Raw genomic sequence first — 23,867 nt, forward strand, 5'->3', positions numbered from 1 at the left:
GCCTGTCGTTTACAACTATTTTTTATGCAGTTGCTGCATCTAGTGAGGACACCCCAATGAGCCTGAGCGAAGCCCGCTTTCACGACCTGGTCGATGCCACCCAGCAGGCGGTGGAGGACATCTTCGACGACAGCGGCCTGGACGTCGATCTGGAGAACAGTGCCGGTGTGTTGACGGTGCGTTTCGATAACGGCAGCCAACTGATCTTCAGCCGCCAGGAGCCGATTCGTCAGCTGTGGCTGGCGGCTCGTTCCGGTGGCTTCCATTTCGACTATGACGAGGCCGAGGGGCGCTGGATCTGTGACACCAGCGACGAGCAGTTGGGCGAGATGCTGGTGCGCATCACCCTCGAGCAGTGCGGTACCGAACTGGAGTTCGATGAACTCTGAGCCGGACGAGGCGCCCCAGGCCTCGCCATGCCGGCGCCAGTGCTGTCTGGACGAGCACGATGAGTGCCTGGGCTGTGGCCGCACCTTGCAGGAGATTCTTGACTGGGGCGTGGCCGATAACGCCCGCCGACGCTTGATCTGCCAGGCGGCGCAGCAGCGTTTGCAACAGCGCCAGCAGGGCCGTTGACCCAGCAGTCTTGTTTATTTGTCCGGCTGTGTTAGGGTTCGGGAGAACATTCAGCTGAACCCTGCCTTCGGGCGGGGTTTTGCTTTTTTATGGCTTACGCGAGGAGACCGCCCGGCATCATGAACAGCACACCTACCATCACCATTACCCGCCTCGATCTGCAGCGTCTGGAGCGCCTGCTCGACAGCCTGGACGAGTTCGGACCTGGCGCAGAAGCGCTGCAGGCCGAGCTGGATCGTGCCGAAGTGGTGGGGCACGACGAGGTGCCGGCAGGGGTGGTGACCATGAATTCGCGCGTGCACTGCCGTGAAGAGAGCAGTGGCAAGGACTATCACCTGACTCTGGTCTATCCGCAGGACGCCGGTGGCGATGGCAAGGTCAGCATCCTCGCACCGGTCGGCAGCGCCTTGCTCGGCCTGTCCGTTGGTCAGCACATCGACTGGCCGGTACCGGGTGGCAAGCAGCTCAAGCTGACCCTGCTGGAAGTCGAATACCAGCCTGAAGCAGCGGGCGATTACGACCGCTGACGCCCTCCCCGGGCTGGGCTAGAGTGAGGTTTCCGCCAATGGCAAGGAGGCCTCGCCATGCCCAGTCTTCCGCTGTATTTCCCGCCGTCCTACCAGCTGTCGCGTGCCCTGCTCTGCGCCGAGCTGCTGATGGCCGCCTACGATCAGTACGAGCAATGGCTGGCGCAGCAGCGTCCACGCTCGCCCGAGCACTTTCACTGGCAACAGCCTGAACTGGACGGCTGGCAGCTTTCTGCGCCTGTCTGGAGTGTGCTCAGTGAGTGGCATGTGCTCAACGAGTCCGAGCCTTTTGGCTTTGCCGCCCGAGACCCGCAGGGCGATTGCTACCTGGTGTTCCGCGGCACCGAGTCGGTGCAGGACTGGCTCGATGATCTCGACCTGGATCAGCGTGATTATCCCTGGCAGAGCAGTGCCGGGCTGGTGCATGACGGCTTTGTCAAACTCTATGCGTCGCTGCGTGATCAGGCTCTGCTGGCCCTGGACGGCTTGCAGCCACAGGCTCGGCTGTGGGTCTGTGGTCACAGTCTGGGCAGTACCCTGAGTACGCTGGCGGTACCGGATCTGCTGCGGCGCTGGCCATCGTTGCTGCTGCAGCATTACAACTTCGCCAGCCCACGCCTTGCTTCTCCGGCCTTCGCCAGCTTCTACAACGGGCTCGCCGTGCCGACTTACCGGCTGGTCAACGACAGCGATCTGGTGCCCGAGGTGCCACCAGCAGACAGCGATCGCTGGTTCTATCAGCACCTGGGCTTGCCGGTGACCTTCACCGCCAGTTACGGAGGTGTCGCCGCCAACCACAGCATGGGTGGCTGCTACCTCTATGCGTTGAACAATCCCGATGCGCCGATGAAGGGCTAGACCTGCTGCAGCGCCGCATTGAGGGCATCTTCCAACCCGCTCTTATAGTGCAGGTAATGCACCGTCTGCGCCTGCTGACCGGCCAGTACGGCCGACAGGTCGAGGTCGGTGATGTAGCAGGGGTAGCGCTCGCCACCGGCACGCTGGGCGAGGATGTGCTGAGCGACGGCGCGATACAGTTCGCGCCCGTACTCCAGCTCGGAAAACTCGCGATGGTTACAGTACAGCGTGACGTGGCGCTGGCGGCCGTCGCCCGGCTCGACGATAGCCTGCACATCGTAGAATGGATGGCTGACCTGAGACTCGGGTGCCGGCCTGCGCTCGAGGCGCTGGGCGCGCAAGGGGGCATCCGGCAGCAGCTGGTAATAGAGGATTTCCAGTGGTGGTTCGTTGTCCTTGGCATCCAGCGGCAATATCGCATTGCGTCTGTACAGCAGCGACTGCAGGAAGCGCTGCAGTGGCGTGAGCAGGCTCTGCTCGTTGCTGAATAGCAGACGTCGGCGCCACAGGGCGTTGCGTTCATCGAGCAGCGTCAGCTCCGCTTCGCCGCTGGTCTCGTGCAGGCGGTAGAACACCTGGATGCACTGCGGCCGGCCCATGGGCAGGATCAACGCCAGGTCATCGCCATCGAGTGCATGGCGATCCACGCGCAGCGGGCTGTAGAGCGCCTGCTCGGCACCCAGGTGATCGAGCAGCGCGGGCAGATCGCCCAGGGCGGTATGGCTGACCTGGCCGGGCGCCAGTTGCAGAACGTGATAGTGCTGGCGCACCTGCACCAGATAGCGCGACTGGCGACCTTCCGAGTAGCTTTCGAGCAGGTCGCGCAGCAATTCCTCGACCCGTTCGGCGATGGGCTGCGCGCGGTTGCGGCAATAGCAGCGCACCACCACCTTGGGTTGCGGGCCGCCCACCGGCAGGCTGTTGAGCAGGTCGCGCAGGCAGTCGAGCAGGGCATCCTGGCCGTCATAGCGGCTGACCTGCAGCTCGTTCCAGCTGTTGAGTACGACCTGGTCGAGAGTTTGCACCAGATTCTCGCGGACTCCGGAGTATCCCAGTGCATCGGTGCGCCCGGTGGTCATGTGCACGTTCATCTGGCTGTGCTGCTTGAGCGGGTCGACGCCGACATTGACCAGCAGCAAAACCTGATCGGGAACGCTGGCACGCAGCAGGGCGGCCTCTTCCACTGCCTGTGGGGGCAACGGGAAGCTCTGCTGCAGACTGCCGATCAGGTTGGACAGCTCATACTCGGTCAGGTCGCTGGTACCCGGGTGCAGGGAAAGGCGTGTGCTGCTGTCGATTACGCCGTTGCGGTGGCACCAGGCGAGCAGCTCGATCAGCTCGCGGGAGCGCTTCAATGGCGCGAAGTCTGCCCACTCCTGAGCTCCCAGGCTGCCATTGAACAGCGCCCAGAGATATTCGTTCGGGGCCTCGGGGCTGGGGTACTGGACCAGGGTCAGGGTGTCTTCGGCCAGGTCTGGAGCGATGCCGGGGTTGATGAACTCCACCTTGCCGGCCTTGCGCTCGAACGCCGCGTACAAGCGCCTGCCCAGCACATTCAGGTCGCGGTTGTTCAGTGAGCTGCCAGCCTGGGCGCTGCGCGCGAACTGCGAGAGGAAGCGGTAGCTGTAAGTCAGCTCATTGACCAGCACGCGCCGTTCGGCGGCGACCTGGCGCACCTTCCACTGGCTGCGACTGTCGAGCACGCTGAGCTGGCGGTTATGCCAGCCCCACTCGCCAGTCAGGCGTTCCAGTAGCAGGCGCTGCCAGCTCTTGGCGCGACCACGAGTTGGCGGGCGGCTGATCTTCTTGTTCACCTTCAGGTACAGGCAGCGGCGGATCAGTTCGAGCCGTTCGTGATCGCCGCGGACGCTGAGGTATTCCTCAAGGCGACGGTAGACGACGACATAGGGGTCGAGTTCGTCGAGGTCCAGGCGGCCCTCGAATACTGCCTGCTTGAAACGCAGTGCCAGGCATTCGACCTTCGGGTGTTCGCTGGCGTAGACCTCGGTGAGCAGCAGCTTGAGCGCGGACTTGTAGGGCGACTCGATACCCTTGTACAGCTGCCACATACCTGCGCCGATGAACTCTTCCGGTGGAATGCGTGCCAGATGACCGAGGTCGAGAACGTCTTCGGCGCGCACGAAGCGCTTGCTCAGCAGAGTGCGGCAGTAATCGTCATAGCGCGCCTCCTCGTAGACCGGCACCAGCCACCAGATCGGCGTACGCCCGCCGAGCCAGATCGCGGTGCGGTAGAACTCGTCGAGCAACAGGTAGTGTTGGGTGGTGCCGCAGTCGTCCGAGGTCAGCTGCGCCTCGCGTGCACCCTGGGTAAAGCGCTGCGGGTCGACCAGAAAGACATGCACTTCGGCGCCTTGAGTGGCCGCCCAGCTCTCCAGTTGATCGCATTTTTTGCGCAGGTCTTGCAGTTCCTGCGCAGTGAGATTGGGCGAGTGGCACAGCCACAGGTCCATATCGCTCTGCTCGGCCTGCGCCACGGTGCCCAGGCTGCCCATCAGGAACAACCCATGCAAGGGGGCGGCGCCCTGGCCGCGGCGCGGCCTGTAGACGAAGGAGCGGGTCAGGCGTTGCACTTCTGCCAGGCTGGCATCATCCGGCTCGAATCCGCTGAGGCCCGCGGGTGTGCTGGCCGAGACGTAGCCTGGCAACAGCGGATGGTTGACGTGCAATAGCAGCGGCAACAGCTTGAGGACCAGTTGCTGGCGCGTGGACAGCGCCTCCATGGCTCGCTGCAGACGCCCCTGGTTGATCTGTAGAAAGCGCGCGCGCAACTGCGCCAGCACCTTGCGGTCGATGCCGTCATCGATATCGGGGCGTATTTCCTGCGTGCGCGTCATGCTCGAACTCAACTGCGGATGCTGCAAGCCTATCAGCGGCGTGCTCGCCAGTGCAGTGCCTTGACGCTATATCGCCCGCCGCGCCTTTCCCTTAAGGGCGGCCGGCGGGCAACCGGGATTAAGCGGGGGTGGTCTGGTGGGTCGAAAGAATGGTCAGTAGTGCCTGTGCATGCTCGGCAGCATCGATGCCCAGACTGGTCAGGTAGCCGCCATCGGCCTGGCTCACAAGGCCTTTTTCGTGGAGGCGAGTAATGGCGCCCTGTGCCTTGAATGAGGCGTTGTTATGCACCTTCAGCCCTTCCTGATGGTTGTCCAGGTTGTACAGGGCGAGGATTTCCAGCTCGTCGATCAGGTCAGCGTTGAATGACTTCATGGTGACTCCGTCTTGTTGTTGTGGCGCTCTTGCAGTGTAGAGCCTTGCAGGGGGCTCTGCCCATCGGTGAGTTGCCAGTTGGCGAGAATGCGCTGGTAAGTGCCATCCTGCCTGATCTGGCGCATACCGGTGTCGAAATCTTGCAACAGCGCCGCGGCCTGTGGATGGTGGCGGGAAAAGCTCAGGTAGAGTCGCGGACGATGTACCCGCGCCAGTGCCTTGAACTCGCCGACCAGTTCGGGATTGTCGCGTAGCAGCGCTTCGGTGGTGCCGCGAAAGGCGATCACGTAATCCACGCGGTCGCGCTGCAGCATGAGAAAGCCGTTGATATCGCGTCGTACCGGAATACGCCGGATATCGGCATAGCCGTCGAAGTACTCACCGTAGGTGTAGCCGATGGTCACCGCCACGCGTTTGCCGCGAATGGCGTCCAGATCATCGACCATGTCCGCATTATTGCGACCCCAGAGCAGAATGTCGTCGCTGAACAGCATCTCCTGTGGCAATAGAAATTCGGCGCGGATGCTCGAATCGGGCGTGGTATTGAAGCAGGCCGCCAAGCTGCCCGAGCGCGTCAGTTCCATGCACCGCGAATACGGGTAGGGCGCCAGTTCGATGGGCGATTCGCTAGCGGCGAAAGCGGCGCGCACGATGTCCGCCGACATGCCTTCGATCCGCTCGTTACGCCACGCGGTATAGGGATACCAGTCGTCCTCGGCACCGATGCGAGGCAAATCGGCCAATGCTGCGCCGCCCCAGAGCAATGACAGCAGCTGGGCGAGCAAGACGGCGATGCGTGGCGGCGGGCAGGCCATCGAAGGCGGTACCTTCTCGGACGGGACTGGAGGTGACAGTAGCAATCTGCCTGCCAGCCCGACCAGTGGCCTGAGTCAATCCCTGCTCAGTTTTCTTCCGGCAGGCCGGGTAGCGCGCGCAGGGCCTGCTCGTACCAGGCGCCATCGAAGGGGCGATCCTCGCGCAGCATGGCGTCGACCTCATGGGCCAGCACCAGCGCCATCAATTCGAGAATCTCTTCACGCTCGTAACCGACCAGCGTCAGCTTGTTGTACACCGCCTTGGCGGCAGCCGGCTCGCCACTCTCCAGCTGGTTCTCGATCGCCTGGATCAAGGTGGCTTCGGCGAAGTCTTCGTCTTCCTGGTCGTTGTTCTGGCTCATGTCGGATTCCTCATTGATGGCCGGCGGCAAAGTCGATCAGGGCCTGGCCGGTCAGACGGTAGGTGGTCCACTCGCTTTGTGGGCGGGCGCCGAAGGATTCATAGAAGTCGATGGCGGGCGTATTCCAGTCCAGCACCGACCATTCGAAGCGGCCACAATCTCGTGCCACGGCCAGCTGCGCCAGGTGCCGCAGCAGCGCCTTGCCAGCGCCCAGGCCTCGAGCCTCGGGGCTGACGTAAAGGTCTTCCAGGTAAAGGCCGTGCTTGCCCAGCCAGGTGGAGTAGTTGAAGAAATACACTGCATAGCCGATGGGCTTGCCGTCGTGTTCGCAGATCAGGCCGTGAGCGGTGCTACCGTCGGCGAACAGGCTGTCGCGGATACCGGCGGCGTCGGTTTTCACCTCGTGCTCGGCCTTCTCATAGATGGCCAGGTCGGTGATGAAGCGCAGGATCAACTCGGCGTCGTCGGGAGTGGCGGGGCGGATGTCTATAGGCATGGAAATGTCTCGTGGCAGCGTTCAGCTGTAAGTGACGGTCAGCCACGTCAGGGGCAGGCCAACCAGGCAGAGAAAGCCGAACGTTGCGACCCAGGCGCTGCGCGAACCCATCGGGTCGGCCACGCGCAGCGGCAGGCGCGGGTAGCGCCCTAATGTCAGCAGTCGTAGTGCCAGCCAGCCGGTCGTGTAGAAGACGTAGCCGATGATGATTTCAAGCGCGATCTCGGCCAGTAGCGCCAAGCCGCGCAGCAATAATTCCGGCATGGGAACTCCTTTTCCGTTTCTCGCCGAGCCGCGCTTAGCGGCTGGCCAGCAGTTCGCGACCGCGCGCCACCGCTGCACGCACCTGAGCCGGTGCGGTGCCGCCGATGTGGTTACGGGCATTCACCGAGCCTTCCAGGGTCAGCACGGCGAATACGTCCTGCTCGATCTGGTCGCTGAACTGGCGCAGCTCGTCGAGGCTCATTTCGGCCAGGTCCTTGCCGCTGTCGACGCCGTACTTCACCGCATGGCCGACGATCTCGTGGCAGTCGCGGAACGGCAGGCCCTTGCGCACCAGGTAGTCGGCCAGGTCGGTGGCGGTGGAGAAACCGCGCAGAGCCGCTTCGCGCATGATGGCGTGCTTGGGTTTGATCGCCGGGATCATGTCGGCGAAGGCGCGCAGCGAATCACGCAAGGTGTCGGCGGCGTCGAACAGCGGTTCCTTGTCTTCCTGGTTGTCCTTGTTGTAGGCCAGCGGCTGGCCTTTCATCAGGGTCAGCAGGCCGGTCAGGGCGCCGAACACGCGGCCGGTCTTGCCGCGTACCAGCTCGGGCACGTCGGGGTTCTTCTTCTGCGGCATGATCGAGGAGCCGGTGCAGAAACGATCCGGCAGATCGATGAACTGGAACTGCGCGCTGGTCCACAGCACAAGCTCTTCGGAGAAGCGCGACAGGTGCATCATCGCCAGCGACGCGGCGGCGCAGAATTCGATGGCGAAGTCGCGATCCGACACGCCGTCCAGGGAGTTGCCGCCCACGGCGTCGAAGCCCAGCAGTTCGGCGGTGATCTCGCGCTGGATCGGGTAGGTGGTGCCAGCCAGCGCGGCAGAGCCCAGGGGCATGCGATTGGTGCGCTTGCGGCAGTCGACCAGGCGCTCGTAGTCGCGCGACAGCATTTCGAACCAGGCCAGCAGATGGTGGCCGAAGGTCACCGGCTGGGCCGTCTGCAGGTGGGTGAAGCCGGGCATGATGGTCTCGGCTTCGCGCTCGGCCTGTTCCAGCAGGCCCTGCTGCAGGCGGGTGATTTCGGCGAGGATCAGGTCGATCTCGTCACGCAGCCACAGGCGGATGTCGGTGGCCACCTGATCGTTGCGCGAGCGGCCGGTGTGCAGCTTCTTGCCGGTCACGCCGATGCGGTCGGTCAGCCGCGCCTCGATGTTCATGTGCACGTCTTCCAGGTCGACGCGCCAGTCGAAGGTGCCGGCCTCGATCTCGCCCTGGATCTGCTTGAGGCCGTCGATGATCGCGTCGCGCTCGGCGTCGCTCAGCACACCGACCTTGGCCAGCATGGTGGCGTGGGCGATGGAGCCCATGATGTCGTGGCGGTACAGGCGCTTGTCGAATTCCACCGAGGCGGTGAAGCGGGCGACGAAGGCGTCGACGGGCTCGCTGAAGCGGCCGCCCCAGGACTGATTGGTTTTTTCGCTGCTCATGATATGGGCTCTGGATCGGGCAGGCCACGTTGGCGGCCAGCATGGCGGACAAAGTGCGTCGATAATAACAGGGTCGGCAGGCGTTTCGCCGGGCCGCGTTCGCCGTCGGGCGGCCGGCGGTGCTGTCGGTTGCTTCACAATTTTGCACTGAAGGCGGCATTTCGGTGCTTTATTTTGTCCGGCGGGAGCCGTCTGGCTTGCCGGCCTGCAAGGCGACACGGAAACTGCGTCGATGCACACACAATCGCTTGCCAAGAATAAACCCAACGTCGCCATCGACGACTTCTTCGTCCCGGAACTGTGTCAGCCGGAAGCCCTGCTGAGCATGGTGTTGCTGGCCGAGCTGCTGGTACTGGTGCTGGTGCTCGCCGAACCGATGACGCCTGGCTTCGATTGGGTACGCCTGGCCCTGACTTCGTTGTTCGTACAGTGGATCGTGTTGCTCTCGGCAGCCGTGCTGTGCCGTCTGCGGCCGCTGCTGGCGCGCCTGCGCCCGGCGTTGGCGGGCTGCCTGTGCTGTGCTCTGGTGGTGGTGCTGACCCTGAGCTGCACCGCGGTGGCCGACTATTACGAGCTGGGTGGGCCGCTGCCGCGTAGTGGTGAGGTAAATCTTTATCTGCGTCACGCGCTGATCAGCCTGATCATGTCTGCACTGCTGCTACGCTATTTCTATCTGCAGAGCCAATGGCGTCGACAGGAGCAGGCTGAGCTGCGTGCGCGCATCGAATCGTTGCAGGCGCGGATTCGCCCGCATTTCCTGTTCAACAGCCTCAACAGTATCGCCAGCCTGGTCACGCTCGATCCGTACAAGGCCGAGCAGGCGGTGCTGGATTTGTCTGATCTGTTTCGCGCCAGCCTGGCCAAGCCCGGCACATTGGTGCCGTGGAAAGAGGAACTGGAACTGGCGAAACGATATCTATCTATCGAACACTATCGGCTCGGTGAGCGACTACAGTTGCAGTGGGAGGTCGAAGGTGTGCCGGAGGATCTGCCGATTCCCCAGCTGACCCTGCAGCCTCTTTTGGAAAATGCGCTGATCTATGGCATCGCGCCACGTATCGAAGGTGGCCTGGTGCGGGTCGAAGCGGATTACCAGGATGGTGTGTTCAGCTTGTGTGTCAGCAATCCGTATGAAGAGCGGGGCGAGCAGCACCCGTCGCGGGGAACGCACCAAGCGCTGAGTAATATCGATGCGCGTCTAGCGGCACTTTTTGGGCCGCGCGCGAGTCTCAGCGTGGAGCGCCGTGACGGCCGTCATTACAGCTGTCTACGCTATCCTTGTGCGAGACTCACGCAGGAAGCCAGAGCAATATGAATGTCCTGATCGTCGATGACGAACCCCTTGCCCGCGAGCGCCTGAGCCGCATGGTCGGTGAGCTCGAGGGTTACCGGGTCCTGGAGCCCGCCGCCAGCAATGGCGAGGAGGCCCTGACCCTGATCGATAGCCTCAAGCCAGATGTGGTCCTGCTGGATATCCGCATGCCTGGCCTCGACGGCTTGCAGGTCGCTGCCAAGTTGTGTGAGCGCGAAGCACCGCCTGCGGTGATCTTCTGCACGGCGCATGACGAGTTCGCCCTGGAGGCCTTTCAGGTCAGTGCCGTTGGTTATCTGGTCAAACCCGTACGCCCCGAAAGCCTCAGCGAAGCCTTGAAAAAGGCCGAGCGGCCCAATCGCGTGCAACTGGCCGCCCTGACTCGCCCAGCCGCCGAGACAGGAGGTGGTCCGCGAACCCATATCAGCGCCCGTACCCGCAAGGGCATCGAGCTGATTCCGCTGGATCACGTGGTTTATTTCATTGCCGATCACAAGTACGTCACCTTGCGTCACGAGGGCGGCGAAGTGCTGCTGGATGAGCCGCTCAAGGCGCTGGAAGACGAGTTTGGTGACCGCTTCGTGCGCATCCACCGTAATGCGCTGGTAGCGCGCGAGCGCATCGAACGTCTGCAGCGCACGCCGCTCGGGCATTTCCAGCTGTTCCTCAAAGGGCTGGAGGGTGATTCGCTGGTGGTCAGCCGGCGTCATGTCGCCGGCGTGCGCAAGTTGATGCAGTCGCTCTGACACCCTGTCCTGCGCGCCAGGGCGTCATCCTCTTCGCAGTGACCGACAGACCTGCGGCCTATGGCCGCCTGGCAGCGCCGTGATGGGCGAGCCTGTTATGATTCGCGGCAATCCGTTTTCTGGAATTGTCCCATGTCCCGCGAAATTCGCATCGCCACCCGTAAGAGCGCCCTGGCCCTGTGGCAGGCCGAATATGTCAAAGCCCGTCTGGAGCAGGCCCACCCTGGCCTGAAGGTCAGCCTGGTGCCCATGGTCAGCCGCGGCGACAAGTTGCTCGACGCGCCGCTGGCGAAAATCGGTGGCAAGGGGCTGTTCGTCAAGGAACTGGAAACCGCGCTGCTGGAAAACGAGGCCGACATCGCCGTGCACTCGATGAAAGACGTACCGATGGACTTCCCCGAAGGGCTGGGCCTGTACTGCATCTGTGAGCGTGAAGATCCGCGTGACGCCTTCGTCTCCAATACCTACGACAGCCTCGATGCGCTGCCAGCCGGCAGCGTGGTCGGCACCTCCAGCTTGCGCCGCCAGGCCCAATTGCTGGCACGCCGGCCCGATCTGAAAATCCAGTTCCTGCGCGGCAACGTCAATACCCGCCTGGCCAAGCTCGATGCCGGCGAGTACGACGCCATCATCCTTGCCGCTGCCGGCCTGATCCGCCTGGGCTTCGCAGATCGCATCCGCAGCTCGATCAGCGCCGAAGACAGCCTGCCGGCCGGCGGCCAGGGCGCCGTTGGCATCGAATGCCGCAGCGCCGACAGCGACGTACACGCCTTGCTGGCGCCCCTGCATCACCGTGAGACCGCGTTGCGCGTCACCGCCGAACGGGCGCTGAACAAACACCTCAATGGCGGCTGCCAGGTGCCTATCGCCTGCTATGCGCTGCTCGAGGACGACCAGCTGTGGCTGCGCGGCCTTGTCGGCCAACCCGACGGGGGGCTGTTGCTGCGCGCCGAAGAGCGCGCTGCCAGTGGTGATGCTGAAGCCCTGGGGGTGCGTGTCGCCGAGGCACTGCTGGCGCAGGGCGCCGATGCCATTCTCAAGGCCGTCTACGGTGAGGCCGGTCACCCTTGAGCGCCTGGCGCCTGTTGCTGACGCGTCCTGCCGAGGACTGTGCGGTGCTGGCGCAGACCCTGGCCGCTCAGGGCGTCGTCAGTCACTGCATGCCGCTGCTGGCCATCGAGGCGTTGGCCGAAACCGCTGAGCAGCGCAGCACTTTCGCCGAACTTCAGCGCTATTGTGCGGTGATCGTGGTCAGCAAGCCGGCCGCCAGGATTGCTCTGCAGCTATTGGCGCGCCATGCGGTACCGACACCTGATTTGCCCTGGTTCAGTGTCGGAGCCGCTACCGCCGCAGTGCTCGCCGAGCAGGGCTTGCGTGTGCATTTTCCCGACTCTGGCGATGACAGCGAAGCGCTACTCGCGCTACCTGCTCTGCACCAGGCTATCGCCACGACAGCGGCTCCACGCGTCTTGATTCTGCGTGGCGAAGGTGGCCGAGAATTCCTCGCCGAACGCTTGCGCGGCCAAGGCGTGACGGTCGACTATCTGCCACTGTATCGCCGTGTGCTGCCGCAGTACGCGCCGGGTGAGCTCGGCCAGTGCGTGCGAGCGGAACGCCTGAACGGCCTGGTTGTCAGCAGTGGACAGGGTTTCGAACACCTGCTGCAACTGGCTGGCGATGACTGGCCAGCGTTGGCTCGGCTACCCTTGTTCGTACCCAGCCCGCGCGTTGCCGAGCAGGCGCGCAAAGCGGGTGCGGAAATCGTTGTGGACTGTCGCGGCGCCAGCGCCGCGGCCTTGCAGGCAGCGCTGGAGCAGTTTCCGGCTGCCGCCCTCTAAAAGGACGGATACGTGAGCGAAGCATCCACCCCGAAGACGCCAGAAGAAAAACCGGCCAGCGAAGCCGTGAAGACCACGCCAACCCCCCCGCCTACCCAGGCATCTCGCAGTGGTGGCGGCAGCGCTCTTGCCGCATTGGCCTTGCTGATCGGCCTGGCGGGCGCAGGTGCCGGCGGCTGGAGCCTCTGGCAACTGCATGAAATGCAGGGTAGGGATCAGCAGCAGGCTGATGCTCTACAGAGTACCCGCGACGATACTGCGAAGAATGTGAAGGATATGGCCCAGCGCCTGGATTCGCGTTTGTCCGCGTTGCCCAGCGCCGCCGAGCTGGACGAGCGCCGCCGTCTGCTGGCCAACCTGCAGAGCGATCAGCAGCGCCTGAGCCAGCGTCTGGAAAGCGTGCTCGACGGCAGCCGCCAGGATTGGCGCCTGGATGAGGCCGAGCACCTGCTGCGCCTGGCAACCTTGCGCTTGTCGGCATTGCAGGACGTGGCCAGTGCCGAGGCGCTGGTATCTGCGGCTGACGACATCCTTCGTGAGCAGGACGATCCAGCCGCCTTCGCTGCCCGTGAGCAGCTCAGTCGCAGCCTTGAAGCGCTGCGCACCACGGCGCGGCCGGATCGCGTCGGACTGTTCCTGCAACTGGGCGCCCTGCGTGAGCAGGCTGCCACGCTCAATCCCCTGGCGCCGACCTTCGAGGGGCAGGGCGATGTGCTCTCGGATCTGGCCGCCGAAGGCGATGGCAGCGCCTGGTGGAGCGAATGGGCGAAAAAGCTTTCCGACTATTTCCGTATCGAGTTCGACGCTGATCGCAACGTGCGACCACTGCTTTCCGGACAGAGCCTGTCGCAGGTTCGCCTGAGCCTTTCGCTGGCGCTGGAGCAGGCGCAGTGGGCTGCGTTGCACGGGCAGACCGGTGTTTACCGGCAGTCGCTGAAGCAGGCCGAGGAAATCCTCGACGCGCACTTCAACCTGGATAATCCGGATAGTCGCGCGCTGCGCCAGCGCTTCAGTGAGCTGGCCGACGCCAGTGTCGAGGTCAAGGTGCCGGATCTGAGCGAGTCGCTCGATGCACTGCAGGCCTACCTGCAACGCAAGCAGGCGCAACGTCGGCAGGGGGCCGCAGCGGCCGGGGAGGCGCAATGAAACGCCTCATCTGGCTTCTGCTATTGCTGGCCATCGCTGTCGGGCTTTACCTGCTCAGCCTGGCCATCGAGGCTGACCGCGGCTACGTGCTGTTCGCCTACAAGGGCTTCCGTTACCAGTCCGGCCTGTGGGCATTCCTTGGCCTGTTGGTGGTCGTGGTGGTGCTCTACTACCTGATCAAGTGGACGTTGCGTCTGTTGCTTAGCTCGACGCGTCTGGCCAACCCCTGGTCGCGCCTGCATCGGACTCGCCGTGTACGACAGGCTTCCGAGCAAGGCATGCTGGATCTCGCCGAAGGCCGCTGGGCCCGTGCACAGCGCCAGCTGACCCGCGCCGCCGAAGCCGACAGCCAGCCGCTGATGTATTACCTCGGCGCTGCCCGGGCAGCCAACAAGCTTGGCGAATATGAGCAGAGCGATGCGTTGCTCGAACGCGCACTTAACAAGCAGCCGCAGGCCGAGCTGGCGATAGCTCTGACCCACGCCGAGTTGCAGCGCAGCCGTGGCGACAGTGATGCGGCGCTGGAAACCCTGCAGGCAATGCGTGAGCGCCACCCAGGCCATCACCTGGTACTGCGGCAATTGCAGCGTCTGTATTTGCAGCGCCAGGACTGGTCGGCACTGCTCGGCCTGCTCCCGGAGTTGCGCAAGGAAAAGGCGTTGCCGGCCGCAGAGCTTGACGAACTGGAACGCGAAACCTGGCGTGGTCGCCTGGCAGAAGTCGGCGAGTATGGATTGGCGCAGGGAGAAACCGCCCTGCAACCATTGAGCAAGGCCTGGAACCAGTTGTCGGTCAGCCTGCGCAACGAGCCAGAACTGATCGCCACCTATGTCGAACAACTGCGTCGCCTGGGCGCGCAGGAAGAGGCGGAAGAAGTGCTGCGCAGTGCGCTAAAGCGCAGTTACGACAGCCGTCTGGCGCGTTTCTATGGTGTGCTGCGCGGCGCCGATCCGGCGCGTCAGCTGCAGACGGCCGAGCTCTGGCTGAAGCAGCATCCTCAGGACCCGGCGCTACTGCTGACCCTCGGGCGCCTGTGCCTGCAGAACCAGCTTTGGGGCAAGGCGCGTGACTATTTCGAAACCAGCCTCAAGCTCGAACGTCATCCCGAGACCTGTGCCGAACTGGCGCGTTTGCTGGCGCAACTGGGGGAACTCGAACGCAGCAACCAGCTGCTGCTGGAGAGTTTGGGCCTGTTGCATCAAGGGCTGCCGCCGCTGCCGCAACCGCAGGGCGCCACAGCCTGAATGGATGCGGCCGATTGCCGCGGCAGGCCTGCCGTGCGGACGGAGGGGCGTTCCGGCATGATGAACAGCCTGTAATGAGCTGCGGGGCGCCTTGAAAGGCGCCCTCGCTTTCCTCTACCGTACGGCCCTCGATTTCCCTTCCGGAGCCACCATGCACTTGGCCAGCCCGCGTCCCCTGTTTTTCCTGGCATTCATCGGCTGCGTACTGCTCATGGCAGTGGCTCTGTATCTGGAACACGTGGTGGGGCTTGAACCCTGCCCGCTGTGCATCGTCCAGCGTATCTGCGTGATCGGCTTCGGTCTGACCTGTCTAGTGGCGGCCATTCATGGTCCGGCGCGCGGCGGTCAGCGTGTCTATTCGTTGCTGGCACTGCTGTTCGCTTTCGGCGGGGCGGCGACCGCTGGCCGGCAGATCTGGCTGCAAAGCGTGCCGCCTGAGCAACTGGAGGCTTGCCTGCCAGGCCTCGAATATATGATTGAGGCATTCCCGCTGCAGGAAATCGTCAGTAAGGTCTTCCGCGGCACTGCGGACTGTGCAGAAGTCAATTGGACGCTGTTCGGCATGAGCATTCCCGAATGGAGCCTGCTTGGCTTCATCGGCATGCTCGCCTTCTGCCTGCTCCAGTTGCTGCGTCGCAACTGAGAATGCGAATTGCATGAAGCCACGCTGCTCGTGGCTTCTCGATTAAACGCTCGTATGAAATTTTCTCGTGGCTATGCCTTGATGGTGTGTGCCCGCGGGCATAATCTGGCTCGCACGCACCGCCGGAAAAACGCCATTTTGCGGTTGCCTTCCCAAGACCAAGCATCGATTGACAAAAAATCGTCGGGAATGAATTTAAACGTCGCGCAGCGATAGCCCGAAGGCTGGCCGCCAAGGAGCAGCCATAAAGAACGTCTCGGGAGCGGACGTATAACAGGCATTATCGATAAGGGAAGCGAGGTTCATCATGCTCGAGAAATGTCGGAACGCACAGGAACGTTGGGGCGGGGTTCACCAATTGATCGATCGCTGGCTGGGTGAGCGCCGCGAACTGGTGTTGGCCTATACCGCCCTCACCAAGGCGCCGCAGGCTCCGGCCATCAATTGTGAGTCCCTGCAGGGCTTCTGCGAATTGCTGGTTGACTATGTCTCGGCCGGCCACTTCGAGGTCTACGAGCAGCTCACCAGCGAGGCCAAGGCTTTCAATGACCAGCGTGGTCTGGAGTTGGCCAAGCAGATCTATCCGCGCATCGAAGCCATCACCGAGGTCGCGCTGGCCTTCAATGATCGCTGTGACAATGGTGACAGCCGCGACAATGCCTCACTGGTAGCCGAGCTCAATCGTCTGGGCCAGCTGTTGCACGAACGTTTCGAGCTGGAAGATTGCCTGATCGAGGTGTTGCACAACGCCCATCAGGAACAGGCCGCCGAGGCGCTCTGACCGCTCGATGTCAAAAAAGCCTGGGTCTGGCGCCCGGGCTTTTGATTGTGGACCGCGGCGTCGCTCAGTCGGCCACGTCCAGCAGGCGTAGATCGAACACCAGCGGTGCATAGGGCGGTATCAGATCTCCTGCGCCGTCTTCCCCATACGCCTGATCCGACGGAATCACCAAGCGCCAGTGCGCGCCCTTTGGCATCTGCAGCAACGCACTGCGCCAGCCGGAGATCAGACTGTCCAGACGAAACCACTGTGGCGTGCTGCTCTCGTCGAACACGCTGCCGTCGGCCAGTTCTCCGCGATAACTCACCTGCACCCGGCTGCGAGCGGTAGGCTTGGGGCCACTGCCAGGGCTCAGTTCGGTTATCAGAACGCCATTGGCCAGCGCTCGCACGTTGGGGCGTCGACTTTCCCCAGCGAGAAAGCGTTGTTCCGCTTCGATGGCCTTGGTATGGCGCTGTGGCGACGCTTCGATACGCGCCTCGTGCTCATCGAGCAGTTGCTCGATACGGCCTGCCTCGAGGCGCAGTGGCTTGCCCTCGTAGGCCTGGCGCAAGCCTTCGAGTAGTTCGCTCAGTGGCAGGTCGGGCACTTCTTCGTGCAGGCGCTCGCCAAGGCGTACGCCGAGGCTGTAGGCCAGGTCCTGCTGGTGCTGGTCGGCCTGCACGCCCAAGCTGCAGCAGAGCGCGAAGGCGGCGAGTACGGCGCGGCTCATGACGATGTCTCCCGATGAATATGCCGGCGATTATGCCAGGCAAGCGGTACCCGCGCTGTGATCGCCAAAAGGCCTATGGCGAGGCGTCTCGCCTGGGTCTAGTATGGGCGCATCCACATCCGCCTGGAGGCGCGCCATGTCGGCCAAGAAGAAGTCCGTGACCACACCGTTGCACCTGTTGCACCAACTGTCTGCCAGCCTGCTCGAACATCTGGAAAATGCCTGCTCGCAAGCGCTGATCGACGCCGAGAAACTGCTCGCCAAACTGGAGAAGCAGCGCGGCAAGGCTCAGGAGAAACTGCACAAGGCCCGCAGCAAACTGCAGGACGCCGCTGTTGCCGGCAAGGCCAAGGCGCAAGCCAAGGCCAAGGATGCCGTCGCTGAGCTGGAAGAGTTGCTCGATGCGCTCAAGGCCAGTCAGAGCGAAACCCGTGGCTACATCGCCCAACTCAAGCGTGACGCTCAGGAAAGCCTGAAGTTGGCGCAGGGCGTTGGCAAAGTGAAGGAAGCCGCCAGCAAGGCGCTGGATGCACGTGAAGCCAAGGCCGCCGCACCGGCAGCCAAGCCTGCAAGCAAGCCCTCCGCGGCGAAGAAGCCCGCTGCCGCAAAGGCACCAGTTAAGAAGGCCCCGGCCAAGCCCACCGCAGCCAAACCGGCCAGTAAGCCAACCGCCAAGCCAGCCGCGACCAGCAAGCCAGCTGCAAAGCCGGCGGTAGCCAGCAAACCAGCGGCTAAAGCTGCCGCCAGCAAGCCAACAGCGTCCAAACCCGCCGCGCCCAAGCCAGCTGTCAAACCTGCTGCTGCCAAGCCGGCCGCGAAATCTGCCCCAACAAAGGCACCGGCGAAGCCCGCGACGGCCAGTAAACCAGCCGCCAAGCCAGCTGCTACAAAACCAGCAGCCGCTAAACCGGCAACTGCCAAGCCCGCTGCGAAACCCGCTGCCAAGGCTGCGCCTGCCAAACCTGCCAGCACGCCCGCTGTGGCGAAGAAGCCGGCTGCGGCGAAAGCACCTGCGAAGAAGGCTCCGGCGAAGCCCGCTGCAGCCAAGCCAGCCTCCGCACCGGCTGCACCGGCCACCCCGGCGGCGCCCGCCACGCCTGCCGCGAGCGGCGGCAGCGGTACCCCGAGCGCGTCCTAAGGCAGATTGACGGCGTCGCGCAGCACCTGCAGCGCGGCGCTGTCATAGCCGGCCAAGCGAATTAACCATTCCTCTCCATTCGTCTCGCCAGGCCATGTTCCGGCCAGTTTCTGCAGCCGTTCGAGCAGTACCCGTTCGGCCTGCAACTCGAGTTTCTTGATCTGCTCGCGCAGGACGGCCAAGTCGGTGTCCTCGCCTGCTGCCGTGCGCCAGTCGCGTCGTGTCTGGCGCAAGGGCGAGATCACCTCACGCTGCCAGGGTGCTGTCACTTCCGTCAGGGCGCGCAGGCGCTCTTCCAGGCAGCGCACACCGCGCTGCTGCAGCCAGGCGCCAGTTAGCAACAGGCAAACGTCGCTGCCCGTTTCCTGCAATTGCAGGCAGGCCTGCTCCACGCCCGGTTTGGCGTAGAGTTCGAGGGCGAAATTCCACAGATCCTGCACGCGGCCTCCGGGCGATTTGATAGACTCCGCCGCCATTATGATCCGACTCCAGAACCTCACTCTACAGCGTGGTCCGCAACGCCTGCTCGAAGGCGCCGAGCTGACCCTGCACGCCGGTCACAAAGCCGGCCTGATCGGTGCCAATGGCGCCGGCAAATCCAGCCTGTTCGCCCTGCTGCGTGGCGAGCTGACGTCGGACGCCGGCGATTGCCTGTTGCCCGGTGACTGGCGTATCGCCCATATGCGCCAGGAGGTCGACAACCTCGAGCGGCTGGCTGTGGACTACGTGCTCGATGGTGACCACAACCTGCGCCGTGTGCAGGCCGAGCTGGCCGCCGCCGAGCAGAGCCATGATGGTGCCGCCATCGCCCGCCTGCACAGTGAACTGGACAGCGCAGACGGCTACACCGCCGATGCCCGCGCGCGCAAGCTGTTGGCCGGCCTGGGCTTCGAGAACACGCAGATGGACCGCCGCGTCGGCGACTTCTCCGGCGGCTGGCGCATGCGTCTGAACCTGGCCCAGGCGTTGATGTGTCCGTCCGATCTGCTGCTGCTCGATGAGCCGACCAACCACCTCGATCTGGATGCAATCCTCTGGCTCGAAGGCTGGCTGCAGAGCTACCCGGGCACCTTGCTGCTCATTTCCCACGACCGCGATTTTCTCGATGCGGTGGTCGACCACGTGGCCCATGTCGAGCAGCGCAAGCTGACCCTCTATCGCGGTGGCTACACGGCCTTCGAGCGCACCCGCGCCGAACGTTTGGCCCAGCAGCAACAGGCGTACGAGAAGCAGCAGGCGCAGCGCGCGCACATGGAAAAGTACATTGCCCGCTTCAAGGCCCAGGCCACCAAGGCCCGCCAGGCGCAGAGCCGCATCAAGGCCCTGGAACGCATGGAGGAGCTGAGCGCCGCCCATGTCGATTCGCCCTTCGACTTCGTGTTCCGCGAGGCTGACAAGATATCCACGCCGCTGCTCAGCCTCAGCGAAGGCCGCCTGGGCTACGGCGACAAGACCATCCTGCAGCAGGTCAAGCTGAGCCTGGTGCCGGGCGCGCGTATCGGCCTGCTCGGCCCCAACGGTGCGGGCAAGTCGACGCTGATCAAGAACCTCTCCGCCGAGCTGCAGCCGCTGAGCGGCAGCCTGACCCGCGGCGAGAACCTGGTGATCGGCTACTTTGCCCAGCACCAGCTGGACGCGTTGGACGACAAGGCCAGCCCGCTTTTGCACTTGCAACGCATCGCGCCGACCGAGCGCGAGCAGACACTGCGCGACTTCCTTGGTGGTTTCGATTTCCGCGGTGCGCGCTGCGACGAGCCGGTAGTGAATTTCTCCGGTGGTGAGAAGGCGCGCCTGGCCCTGGCGCTGATCGCCTGGGGCAAGCCCAACCTGCTGCTGCTCGATGAGCCGACCAACCACCTAGACCTGGAAATGCGCCTGGCGCTGACCATGGCCCTGCAGGAGTTCGCCGGCGCTGTGGTGGTGGTCTCCCACGACCGCCATTTGCTCAAGAGCACCACCGACGAATTCCTCCTGGTCGCTGATGGCCGCGTGGCGCCCTTCGACGGCGATCTCGATGACTATGCCCGTTGGCTGGTCGACTACCGTCAGCGCCAGGCGCCGCCAAGCGCACCGGCTGAAGGTGCCGCGGACAAGACCGACAAGCGTGCCCAGCGCCAGGCGGCGGCCGCGCTGCGTCAGCAACTGGCGCCGCACAAGAAACAGGCGGAAAAGCTCGAGCAGGAACTGGGCAAGGTGCAGGAAAAACTCGCCGCCGTGGAAACCCAGTTGGGCGACAGCGGCCTGTACGAGTCCTCGCGCAAGGACGAACTGCGTGAGCGCCTGGCGGAGCAGGCGCAGCTCAAGGCCCGCGAGGCCGAGCTGGAGGAAGCCTGGCTGCTGGCGCTGGAGACCCTGGAGGCGTTGCAGCAGCAACTGGAGGAAGCCGAGTAATGGAACAGCTTGAATTATTGGCGGCCTGGCGCGATCCGCTTATTCGCACCGGCCAGGTACTGCTGATCATCCTGCTGGCGTGGATCGCTCAGCGAATTCTTACCCGCGCCATCAGCCGCCTTGGCGCGCGCTACAGCCTGCTGCCGGCAGAGGTACTGCAGCCGCTGCGCGGCCTGGTGCGCTGGCTGATCATGGGCAGCGCGTTGCTCATGGTGCTGGAGCGGCTGGGCGTATCGGCTAATGTGCTGTGGACGGCGCTGACCGGTTTCACTGCCGTCGCCGCGGTGGCGTTCTTCGCCATCTGGAGCGTGCTGTCGAACATGTTCTGCGCGCTGCTGATCTTCACCATGGGCCCGTTTCGCCTGGGCGATACCGTCGAAGTCATCGAGAGCGCCGACAAACCCGGGGTGAAGGGGCGGGTGATCGCCATCAACCTGTTCTACACCACCTTGCAGGATCTCAGCGAAGATGCAGCCGGTGCGCTGCTGCAGGTGCCCAACAGCCTGTTCTTCCAGAAGTCGGTCCGCCGCTGGCGCTGAGCCACTGTTCGAGGCGCTGGAGCAGGAGTAGGCTGTATCGCTCTCTCCCTGATTTCAGCTTTTCGAGGTACGCATCATGGCATTGGAAACCTGGCTCGCTTTCTTCGTCGCCTGCTGGGTGATCAGCCTGTCGCCAGGTGCCGGTGCCGTGGCCTCGATGTCGGCCGGCATGCAGTATGGCTTCTGGCGCGGCTACTGGAACGCGCTCGGCTTGCAGCTCGGCCTGGCATTGCAGATCGCCATCGTCGCCGCGGGCGTGGGCGCCATCCTGGCGGCCTCGGCACTGGCCTTCAGCCTGATCAAGTGGTTTGGCGTGGCCTATCTGGTGTTTCTCGCCTACAAGCAATGGGTTGCCCTGCCCAGCGATCTGGATGCCGGTGCGGCCGAGCGCCCCATTGGTCGACCGCTGAGCCTGGTGTTGCGTGGTTTCCTGGTCAACTTCAGCAACCCCAAGGCGATCGTCTTCATGCTCGCGGTGCTGCCGCAGTTCATCAACCCGCATGAGCCGCTGGTGGCGCAGTACCTGGTGATGGGCGTGACCATGATCACTGTTGACCTGATCGTCATGGCCGGCTATACCGGTCTCGCCTCGCGCGTACTGCGCCTGCTGCGCACGCCGCGCCAGCAGCGGGTGATGAATCGCAGTTTCGCTGCGTTGTTCGCCGCTGCCGCCGGCCTGCTGGCAACGGTCAAGCGCGCCGCCGTCTGAGTCTCTTCGGGTCTCGACCGGATGCCGGTCGAGGCCCAACGTTGCAGCGCTCCGTTCGGCTGAATGTTACGAGATATTTCATATTGTTCTTGTGCTGAGCCGCTCGGCCGGCAACAATTTAATGCCACCCATTCTCGTTTGGGATGCATTAATGATCCGCTTTCGTTCCCCCCTTTCCTGGCTGATGCTGCCGCTGCTGGCCTGCCTCAGCTTTCTTGCCGTTGGCGAGCCCCTGGACGGCGCCGCCCAGGCGCTGCACCTGATCGGTTATATCGGCGCTGATTACCCTGCCACCGTTGCAGGTGGCCAGGTCGTCGATGCTGGCGAATACCAGGAGCAACTGGAATTTCTCGATGTGCTGCAAGGCTTGGTCGTCGCCCTGCCGGCTCAGGCTGGGCGTGCCGAGCTGGAGCAGGGCGTGGCTGATCTGCGCCAGGCCGTTACCCAGCGCCAACCTGGCGAGGAGGTGTCCAGCGCGGCCCGCCAGTTGGGCGCGCGTCTGGCCGATCTTTATGAGGTGTCGCTGACGCCGGTGCTGACACCGGACCCGGAGCGGGGCGCGCCACTCTACGCCCAGCACTGCTCGGTGTGCCATGGCGACACCGGACTGGGCGACGGGCCGGCCGGCATTGGCCTGGAACCGCCGCCAGCCAATCTGCGCGACGCGGGGCGCCTGGATCGCCTGAGTCTTTACGATCTCTACAACACCCTCGGCCTAGGCATTGAGGGCACCGATATGCCGGCCTTCGCCGACCAGCTCGACGACCGTCAGCGCTGGGATCTGGCGGTCTATATCGCCGGCTTCACCGCAGCATCGGTGCCGGGCCAGACGCGCTTCGCCATGAGCGAGTTGGCCGGCCGCACGCCTGCCGAGATTGCGGCTGCTGGCGGCGATATCGCCGCGTTCCGCGCTCAGCGGGCTCATCCGGTGCTGGAGCAGCGTGGCCCGCAGCAATTGATCGGCTACACCCGTGAAACCCTGGAACGCAGTCTGCAGGCCTATCGCGATGGTGATCGCGAGCAGGCCTATGACCTTTCCGTCGGCGCCTACCTGGAAGGTTTCGAGCTGGTCGAAGGAGCGCTCGACAACCTCGATGCCGTACAGCGCAAGACCACCGAGCGCGCCCTGATGGCCTACCGGCAGGCGCTGCAGGATGGCGCGGGTGTCGCGCAGGCGGCCCAGGCGTTGGAGCAGGCCAAGGTCGAGCTGGACAAGTCCGCCGCGCTGCTCGCCGATGGCTCCATGGACGGCAGCCTGAGCTTCTTCGCCAGCCTGCTGATTCTGCTGCGCGAGGGCCTGGAAGCCATCCTGGTGCTGGCGGCGATCCTCGCCTTCCTGCGCAACACCGGGCAGCAGCAGGCGGTGCGCAGCGTTCACGTCGGCTGGGGCCTGGCGTTGCTTGCCGGGGTTGGCACCTGGGCGGTGGCGGCTTACGTGATCGATGTCAGTGGCGCGCAGCGCGAACTGCTCGAAGGTATCACCGCGCTGTTCGCCAGCGTGGTGCTGCTGTGGGTCGGCGTGTGGATGCATGACCGCCGCCATGCCGCAGCCTGGCAGGACTACATCAAGAGCAGCCTGGTTGGCGGCGGTGGCCGTTTCGGCTTCGCCGTGCTGGCGTTCTTCTCGGTCTATCGTGAGCTGTTCGAGGTCATCCTGTTCTACGAAACCCTCTGGCTGCAGGCCGGGCCTGCCGGGCACGGTGCGGTGTTGGCCGGCGCAGCGGCCGCTTTGGTGATGCTGATCGGGCTGGCCTGGGTGATCCTGCGCGGCTCGCGCAAGCTGCCGCTGGCGACCTTCTTCGGCATCAATGCGGTGCTGTTGTGCGTGTTGTCCGTGGTTTTCGCGGGTCATGGCGTGGCGGCACTGCAGGAGGCCGGCGTGCTCGGCACGCGCCCGGTGGCGTTCTTCGAGTTCGACTGGCTGGGTATCCACGCCGACGCCTGGAGTCTGTCCGCTCAGGGCCTGGCGCTGGCCGGCATCGCGCTGCTCTACGGCCGCAGCCTGTTGGGTGAGCGCCGACGCCTGGCCGAGCAGGCCTGATGGCGTGACACGGGGGCGGTTTCACCGCCCCCGTTGCCTCATAGCGTGAACCGCTGCCACGACAGCGAGTCT

Annotated in this window: 26 protein-coding genes; 17 read left to right on the top strand and 9 right to left on the bottom strand. The window is 64.0% G+C overall.

The genetic code is table 11. The features are described 5' to 3' along the window. Positions 1-56 precede the first annotated feature (56 nt). The 4 genes from cyaY to EL191_RS01710 all read left to right on the top strand — a co-directional run bounded on the left by cyaY (position 57) and on the right by EL191_RS01710 (position 1,961). Positions 57-389, top strand: a complete 333-nt coding sequence (gene cyaY / locus EL191_RS01695) for an iron donor protein CyaY (protein ID WP_003458550.1) — start codon at positions 57-59, stop codon at positions 387-389. Further along, positions 379-576 carry a DUF1289 domain-containing protein gene (locus tag EL191_RS01700; protein WP_013713480.1) on the top strand — a complete coding sequence of 66 codons (198 nt, stop codon included), beginning with the start codon at positions 379-381 and terminating at the stop codon, positions 574-576. The genes cyaY and EL191_RS01700 overlap by 11 nt, the downstream gene beginning before the upstream one ends. A 119-nt stretch (positions 577-695) precedes the next feature. Beyond that, positions 696-1,103 carry a nucleoside diphosphate kinase regulator gene (gene rnk, locus EL191_RS01705; protein WP_013713481.1) on the top strand — a complete coding sequence of 136 codons (408 nt, stop codon included), beginning with the start codon at positions 696-698 and terminating at the stop codon, positions 1,101-1,103. A gap of 57 nt (positions 1,104-1,160) precedes the next feature. After that, positions 1,161-1,961 carry a lipase family protein gene (locus EL191_RS01710; protein WP_041976049.1) on the top strand — a complete coding sequence of 267 codons (801 nt, stop codon included), beginning with the start codon at positions 1,161-1,163 and terminating at the stop codon, positions 1,959-1,961. Here the strand turns inward: EL191_RS01710 and EL191_RS01715 are convergent. From EL191_RS01715 to argH, 7 genes are all read right to left on the bottom strand, one after another. Next, entirely contained in the window at positions 1,958-4,816 is a 2,859-nt protein-coding gene (locus EL191_RS01715; RefSeq protein WP_041976051.1) for a class I adenylate cyclase, read from the bottom strand. The genes EL191_RS01710 and EL191_RS01715 overlap by 4 nt on opposite strands. Positions 4,817-4,934: 118 nt before the next feature. Next, the gene (locus tag EL191_RS01720) at positions 4,935-5,189 is read right to left on the bottom strand and encodes a TIGR02647 family protein (protein ID WP_013713484.1); all 255 of its coding nucleotides are present in this window, start codon (positions 5,187-5,189) and stop codon (positions 4,935-4,937) included. Further along, positions 5,186-6,004, bottom strand: a complete 819-nt coding sequence (locus EL191_RS01725; RefSeq protein ID WP_041976053.1) for a substrate-binding periplasmic protein — start codon at positions 6,002-6,004, stop codon at positions 5,186-5,188. Before EL191_RS01725 ends, EL191_RS01720 begins: the two co-directional genes overlap by 4 nt. A gap of 86 nt (positions 6,005-6,090) precedes the next feature. Continuing rightward, positions 6,091-6,366 carry a hypothetical protein gene (locus EL191_RS01730; RefSeq protein WP_041976055.1) on the bottom strand — a complete coding sequence of 92 codons (276 nt, stop codon included), beginning with the start codon at positions 6,364-6,366 and terminating at the stop codon, positions 6,091-6,093. A 10-nt stretch (positions 6,367-6,376) separates the two neighbouring features. Next, complete coding sequence (locus EL191_RS01735; protein WP_041976057.1) at positions 6,377-6,862, bottom strand: GNAT family N-acetyltransferase; 486 nt, start codon at positions 6,860-6,862, stop codon at positions 6,377-6,379. Positions 6,863-6,883: 21 nt separating this feature from the next. After that, the gene (locus tag EL191_RS01740; RefSeq protein ID WP_013713488.1) at positions 6,884-7,126 is read right to left on the bottom strand and encodes a hypothetical protein; all 243 of its coding nucleotides are present in this window, start codon (positions 7,124-7,126) and stop codon (positions 6,884-6,886) included. Between the two features lie 34 nt (positions 7,127-7,160). Then, positions 7,161-8,555 (bottom strand): argininosuccinate lyase, encoded by a 1,395-nt coding sequence (gene argH / locus EL191_RS01745; protein ID WP_041976060.1) that lies wholly within the window; start codon positions 8,553-8,555, stop codon positions 7,161-7,163. Positions 8,556-8,787: 232 nt separating this feature from the next. Between argH and EL191_RS01750 the strand changes: the two genes are divergently transcribed. From EL191_RS01750 to EL191_RS01785, 8 genes are all read left to right on the top strand, one after another. Next, a complete protein-coding gene (locus EL191_RS01750; RefSeq protein WP_041976062.1) occupies positions 8,788-9,870 on the top strand; it encodes a sensor histidine kinase in 1,083 nt (360 codons plus the stop codon). Then, a complete protein-coding gene (locus EL191_RS01755) occupies positions 9,867-10,613 on the top strand; it encodes a LytR/AlgR family response regulator transcription factor (RefSeq protein ID WP_013713492.1) in 747 nt (248 codons plus the stop codon). Before EL191_RS01750 ends, EL191_RS01755 begins: the two co-directional genes overlap by 4 nt. A gap of 132 nt (positions 10,614-10,745) precedes the next feature. Then, positions 10,746-11,684, top strand: a complete 939-nt coding sequence (gene hemC / locus EL191_RS01760) for a hydroxymethylbilane synthase (protein WP_013713493.1) — start codon at positions 10,746-10,748, stop codon at positions 11,682-11,684. Beyond that, on the top strand, positions 11,681-12,451 hold the full coding sequence (locus tag EL191_RS01765) for a uroporphyrinogen-III synthase (protein ID WP_041976064.1): 771 nt from the start codon (positions 11,681-11,683) through the stop codon (positions 12,449-12,451). The genes hemC and EL191_RS01765 overlap by 4 nt, the downstream gene beginning before the upstream one ends. A 12-nt stretch (positions 12,452-12,463) precedes the next feature. Continuing rightward, entirely contained in the window at positions 12,464-13,597 is a 1,134-nt protein-coding gene (locus tag EL191_RS01770; RefSeq protein ID WP_041976066.1) for a uroporphyrinogen-III C-methyltransferase, read from the top strand. Next, complete coding sequence (locus EL191_RS01775) at positions 13,594-14,841, top strand: heme biosynthesis HemY N-terminal domain-containing protein (RefSeq protein ID WP_041976068.1); 1,248 nt, start codon at positions 13,594-13,596, stop codon at positions 14,839-14,841. Before EL191_RS01770 ends, EL191_RS01775 begins: the two co-directional genes overlap by 4 nt. 151 nt (positions 14,842-14,992) lie before the next feature. Beyond that, a complete protein-coding gene (locus EL191_RS01780) occupies positions 14,993-15,484 on the top strand; it encodes a disulfide bond formation protein B (protein WP_013713497.1) in 492 nt (163 codons plus the stop codon). A 307-nt stretch (positions 15,485-15,791) separates the two neighbouring features. Beyond that, complete coding sequence (locus tag EL191_RS01785; RefSeq protein ID WP_041769321.1) at positions 15,792-16,265, top strand: Rsd/AlgQ family anti-sigma factor; 474 nt, start codon at positions 15,792-15,794, stop codon at positions 16,263-16,265. 64 nt (positions 16,266-16,329) lie between these two features. Here EL191_RS01785 and EL191_RS01790 read toward each other — a convergent pair whose 3' ends face one another. Continuing rightward, positions 16,330-16,977, bottom strand: a complete 648-nt coding sequence (locus EL191_RS01790) for an FKBP-type peptidyl-prolyl cis-trans isomerase (protein ID WP_041976070.1) — start codon at positions 16,975-16,977, stop codon at positions 16,330-16,332. 136 nt (positions 16,978-17,113) lie between these two features. On the opposite strand from EL191_RS01790, the gene EL191_RS01795 reads away from it, so the two are divergent. Further along, positions 17,114-18,115, top strand: a complete 1,002-nt coding sequence (locus EL191_RS01795; RefSeq protein ID WP_041976072.1) for an AlgP family protein — start codon at positions 17,114-17,116, stop codon at positions 18,113-18,115. Here EL191_RS01795 and EL191_RS01800 read toward each other — a convergent pair. Continuing rightward, positions 18,112-18,555 (bottom strand): TIGR02444 family protein, encoded by a 444-nt coding sequence (locus EL191_RS01800; RefSeq protein ID WP_394298139.1) that lies wholly within the window; start codon positions 18,553-18,555, stop codon positions 18,112-18,114. The genes EL191_RS01795 and EL191_RS01800 overlap by 4 nt on opposite strands. A 37-nt stretch (positions 18,556-18,592) precedes the next feature. Here EL191_RS01800 and EL191_RS01805 point away from each other — a divergent pair, with 37 nt between their 5' ends. The 4 genes from EL191_RS01805 to EL191_RS01820 all read left to right on the top strand — a co-directional run bounded on the left by EL191_RS01805 (position 18,593) and on the right by EL191_RS01820 (position 23,795). Further along, positions 18,593-20,506: an ATP-binding cassette domain-containing protein gene (locus EL191_RS01805; protein WP_041976076.1), complete on the top strand. Its 1,914-nt coding sequence runs from the start codon at positions 18,593-18,595 to the stop codon at positions 20,504-20,506. Beyond that, positions 20,506-21,045, top strand: coding sequence for a mechanosensitive ion channel family protein (locus EL191_RS01810; protein WP_013713503.1), 540 nt, complete (start codon positions 20,506-20,508; stop codon positions 21,043-21,045). Before EL191_RS01805 ends, EL191_RS01810 begins: the two co-directional genes overlap by 1 nt. A gap of 76 nt (positions 21,046-21,121) precedes the next feature. Then, positions 21,122-21,754 carry a LysE family transporter gene (locus EL191_RS01815; protein WP_013713504.1) on the top strand — a complete coding sequence of 211 codons (633 nt, stop codon included), beginning with the start codon at positions 21,122-21,124 and terminating at the stop codon, positions 21,752-21,754. 151 nt (positions 21,755-21,905) lie between these two features. After that, positions 21,906-23,795 carry a cytochrome c/FTR1 family iron permease gene (locus EL191_RS01820; protein WP_041976078.1) on the top strand — a complete coding sequence of 630 codons (1,890 nt, stop codon included), beginning with the start codon at positions 21,906-21,908 and terminating at the stop codon, positions 23,793-23,795. Positions 23,796-23,867: the final 72 nt, after the last annotated feature.

The sequence above is a fragment of the Pseudomonas mendocina genome (assembly GCF_900636545.1).
GTDB classification, from domain to species: domain Bacteria; phylum Pseudomonadota; class Gammaproteobacteria; order Pseudomonadales; family Pseudomonadaceae; genus Aquipseudomonas; species Aquipseudomonas mendocina.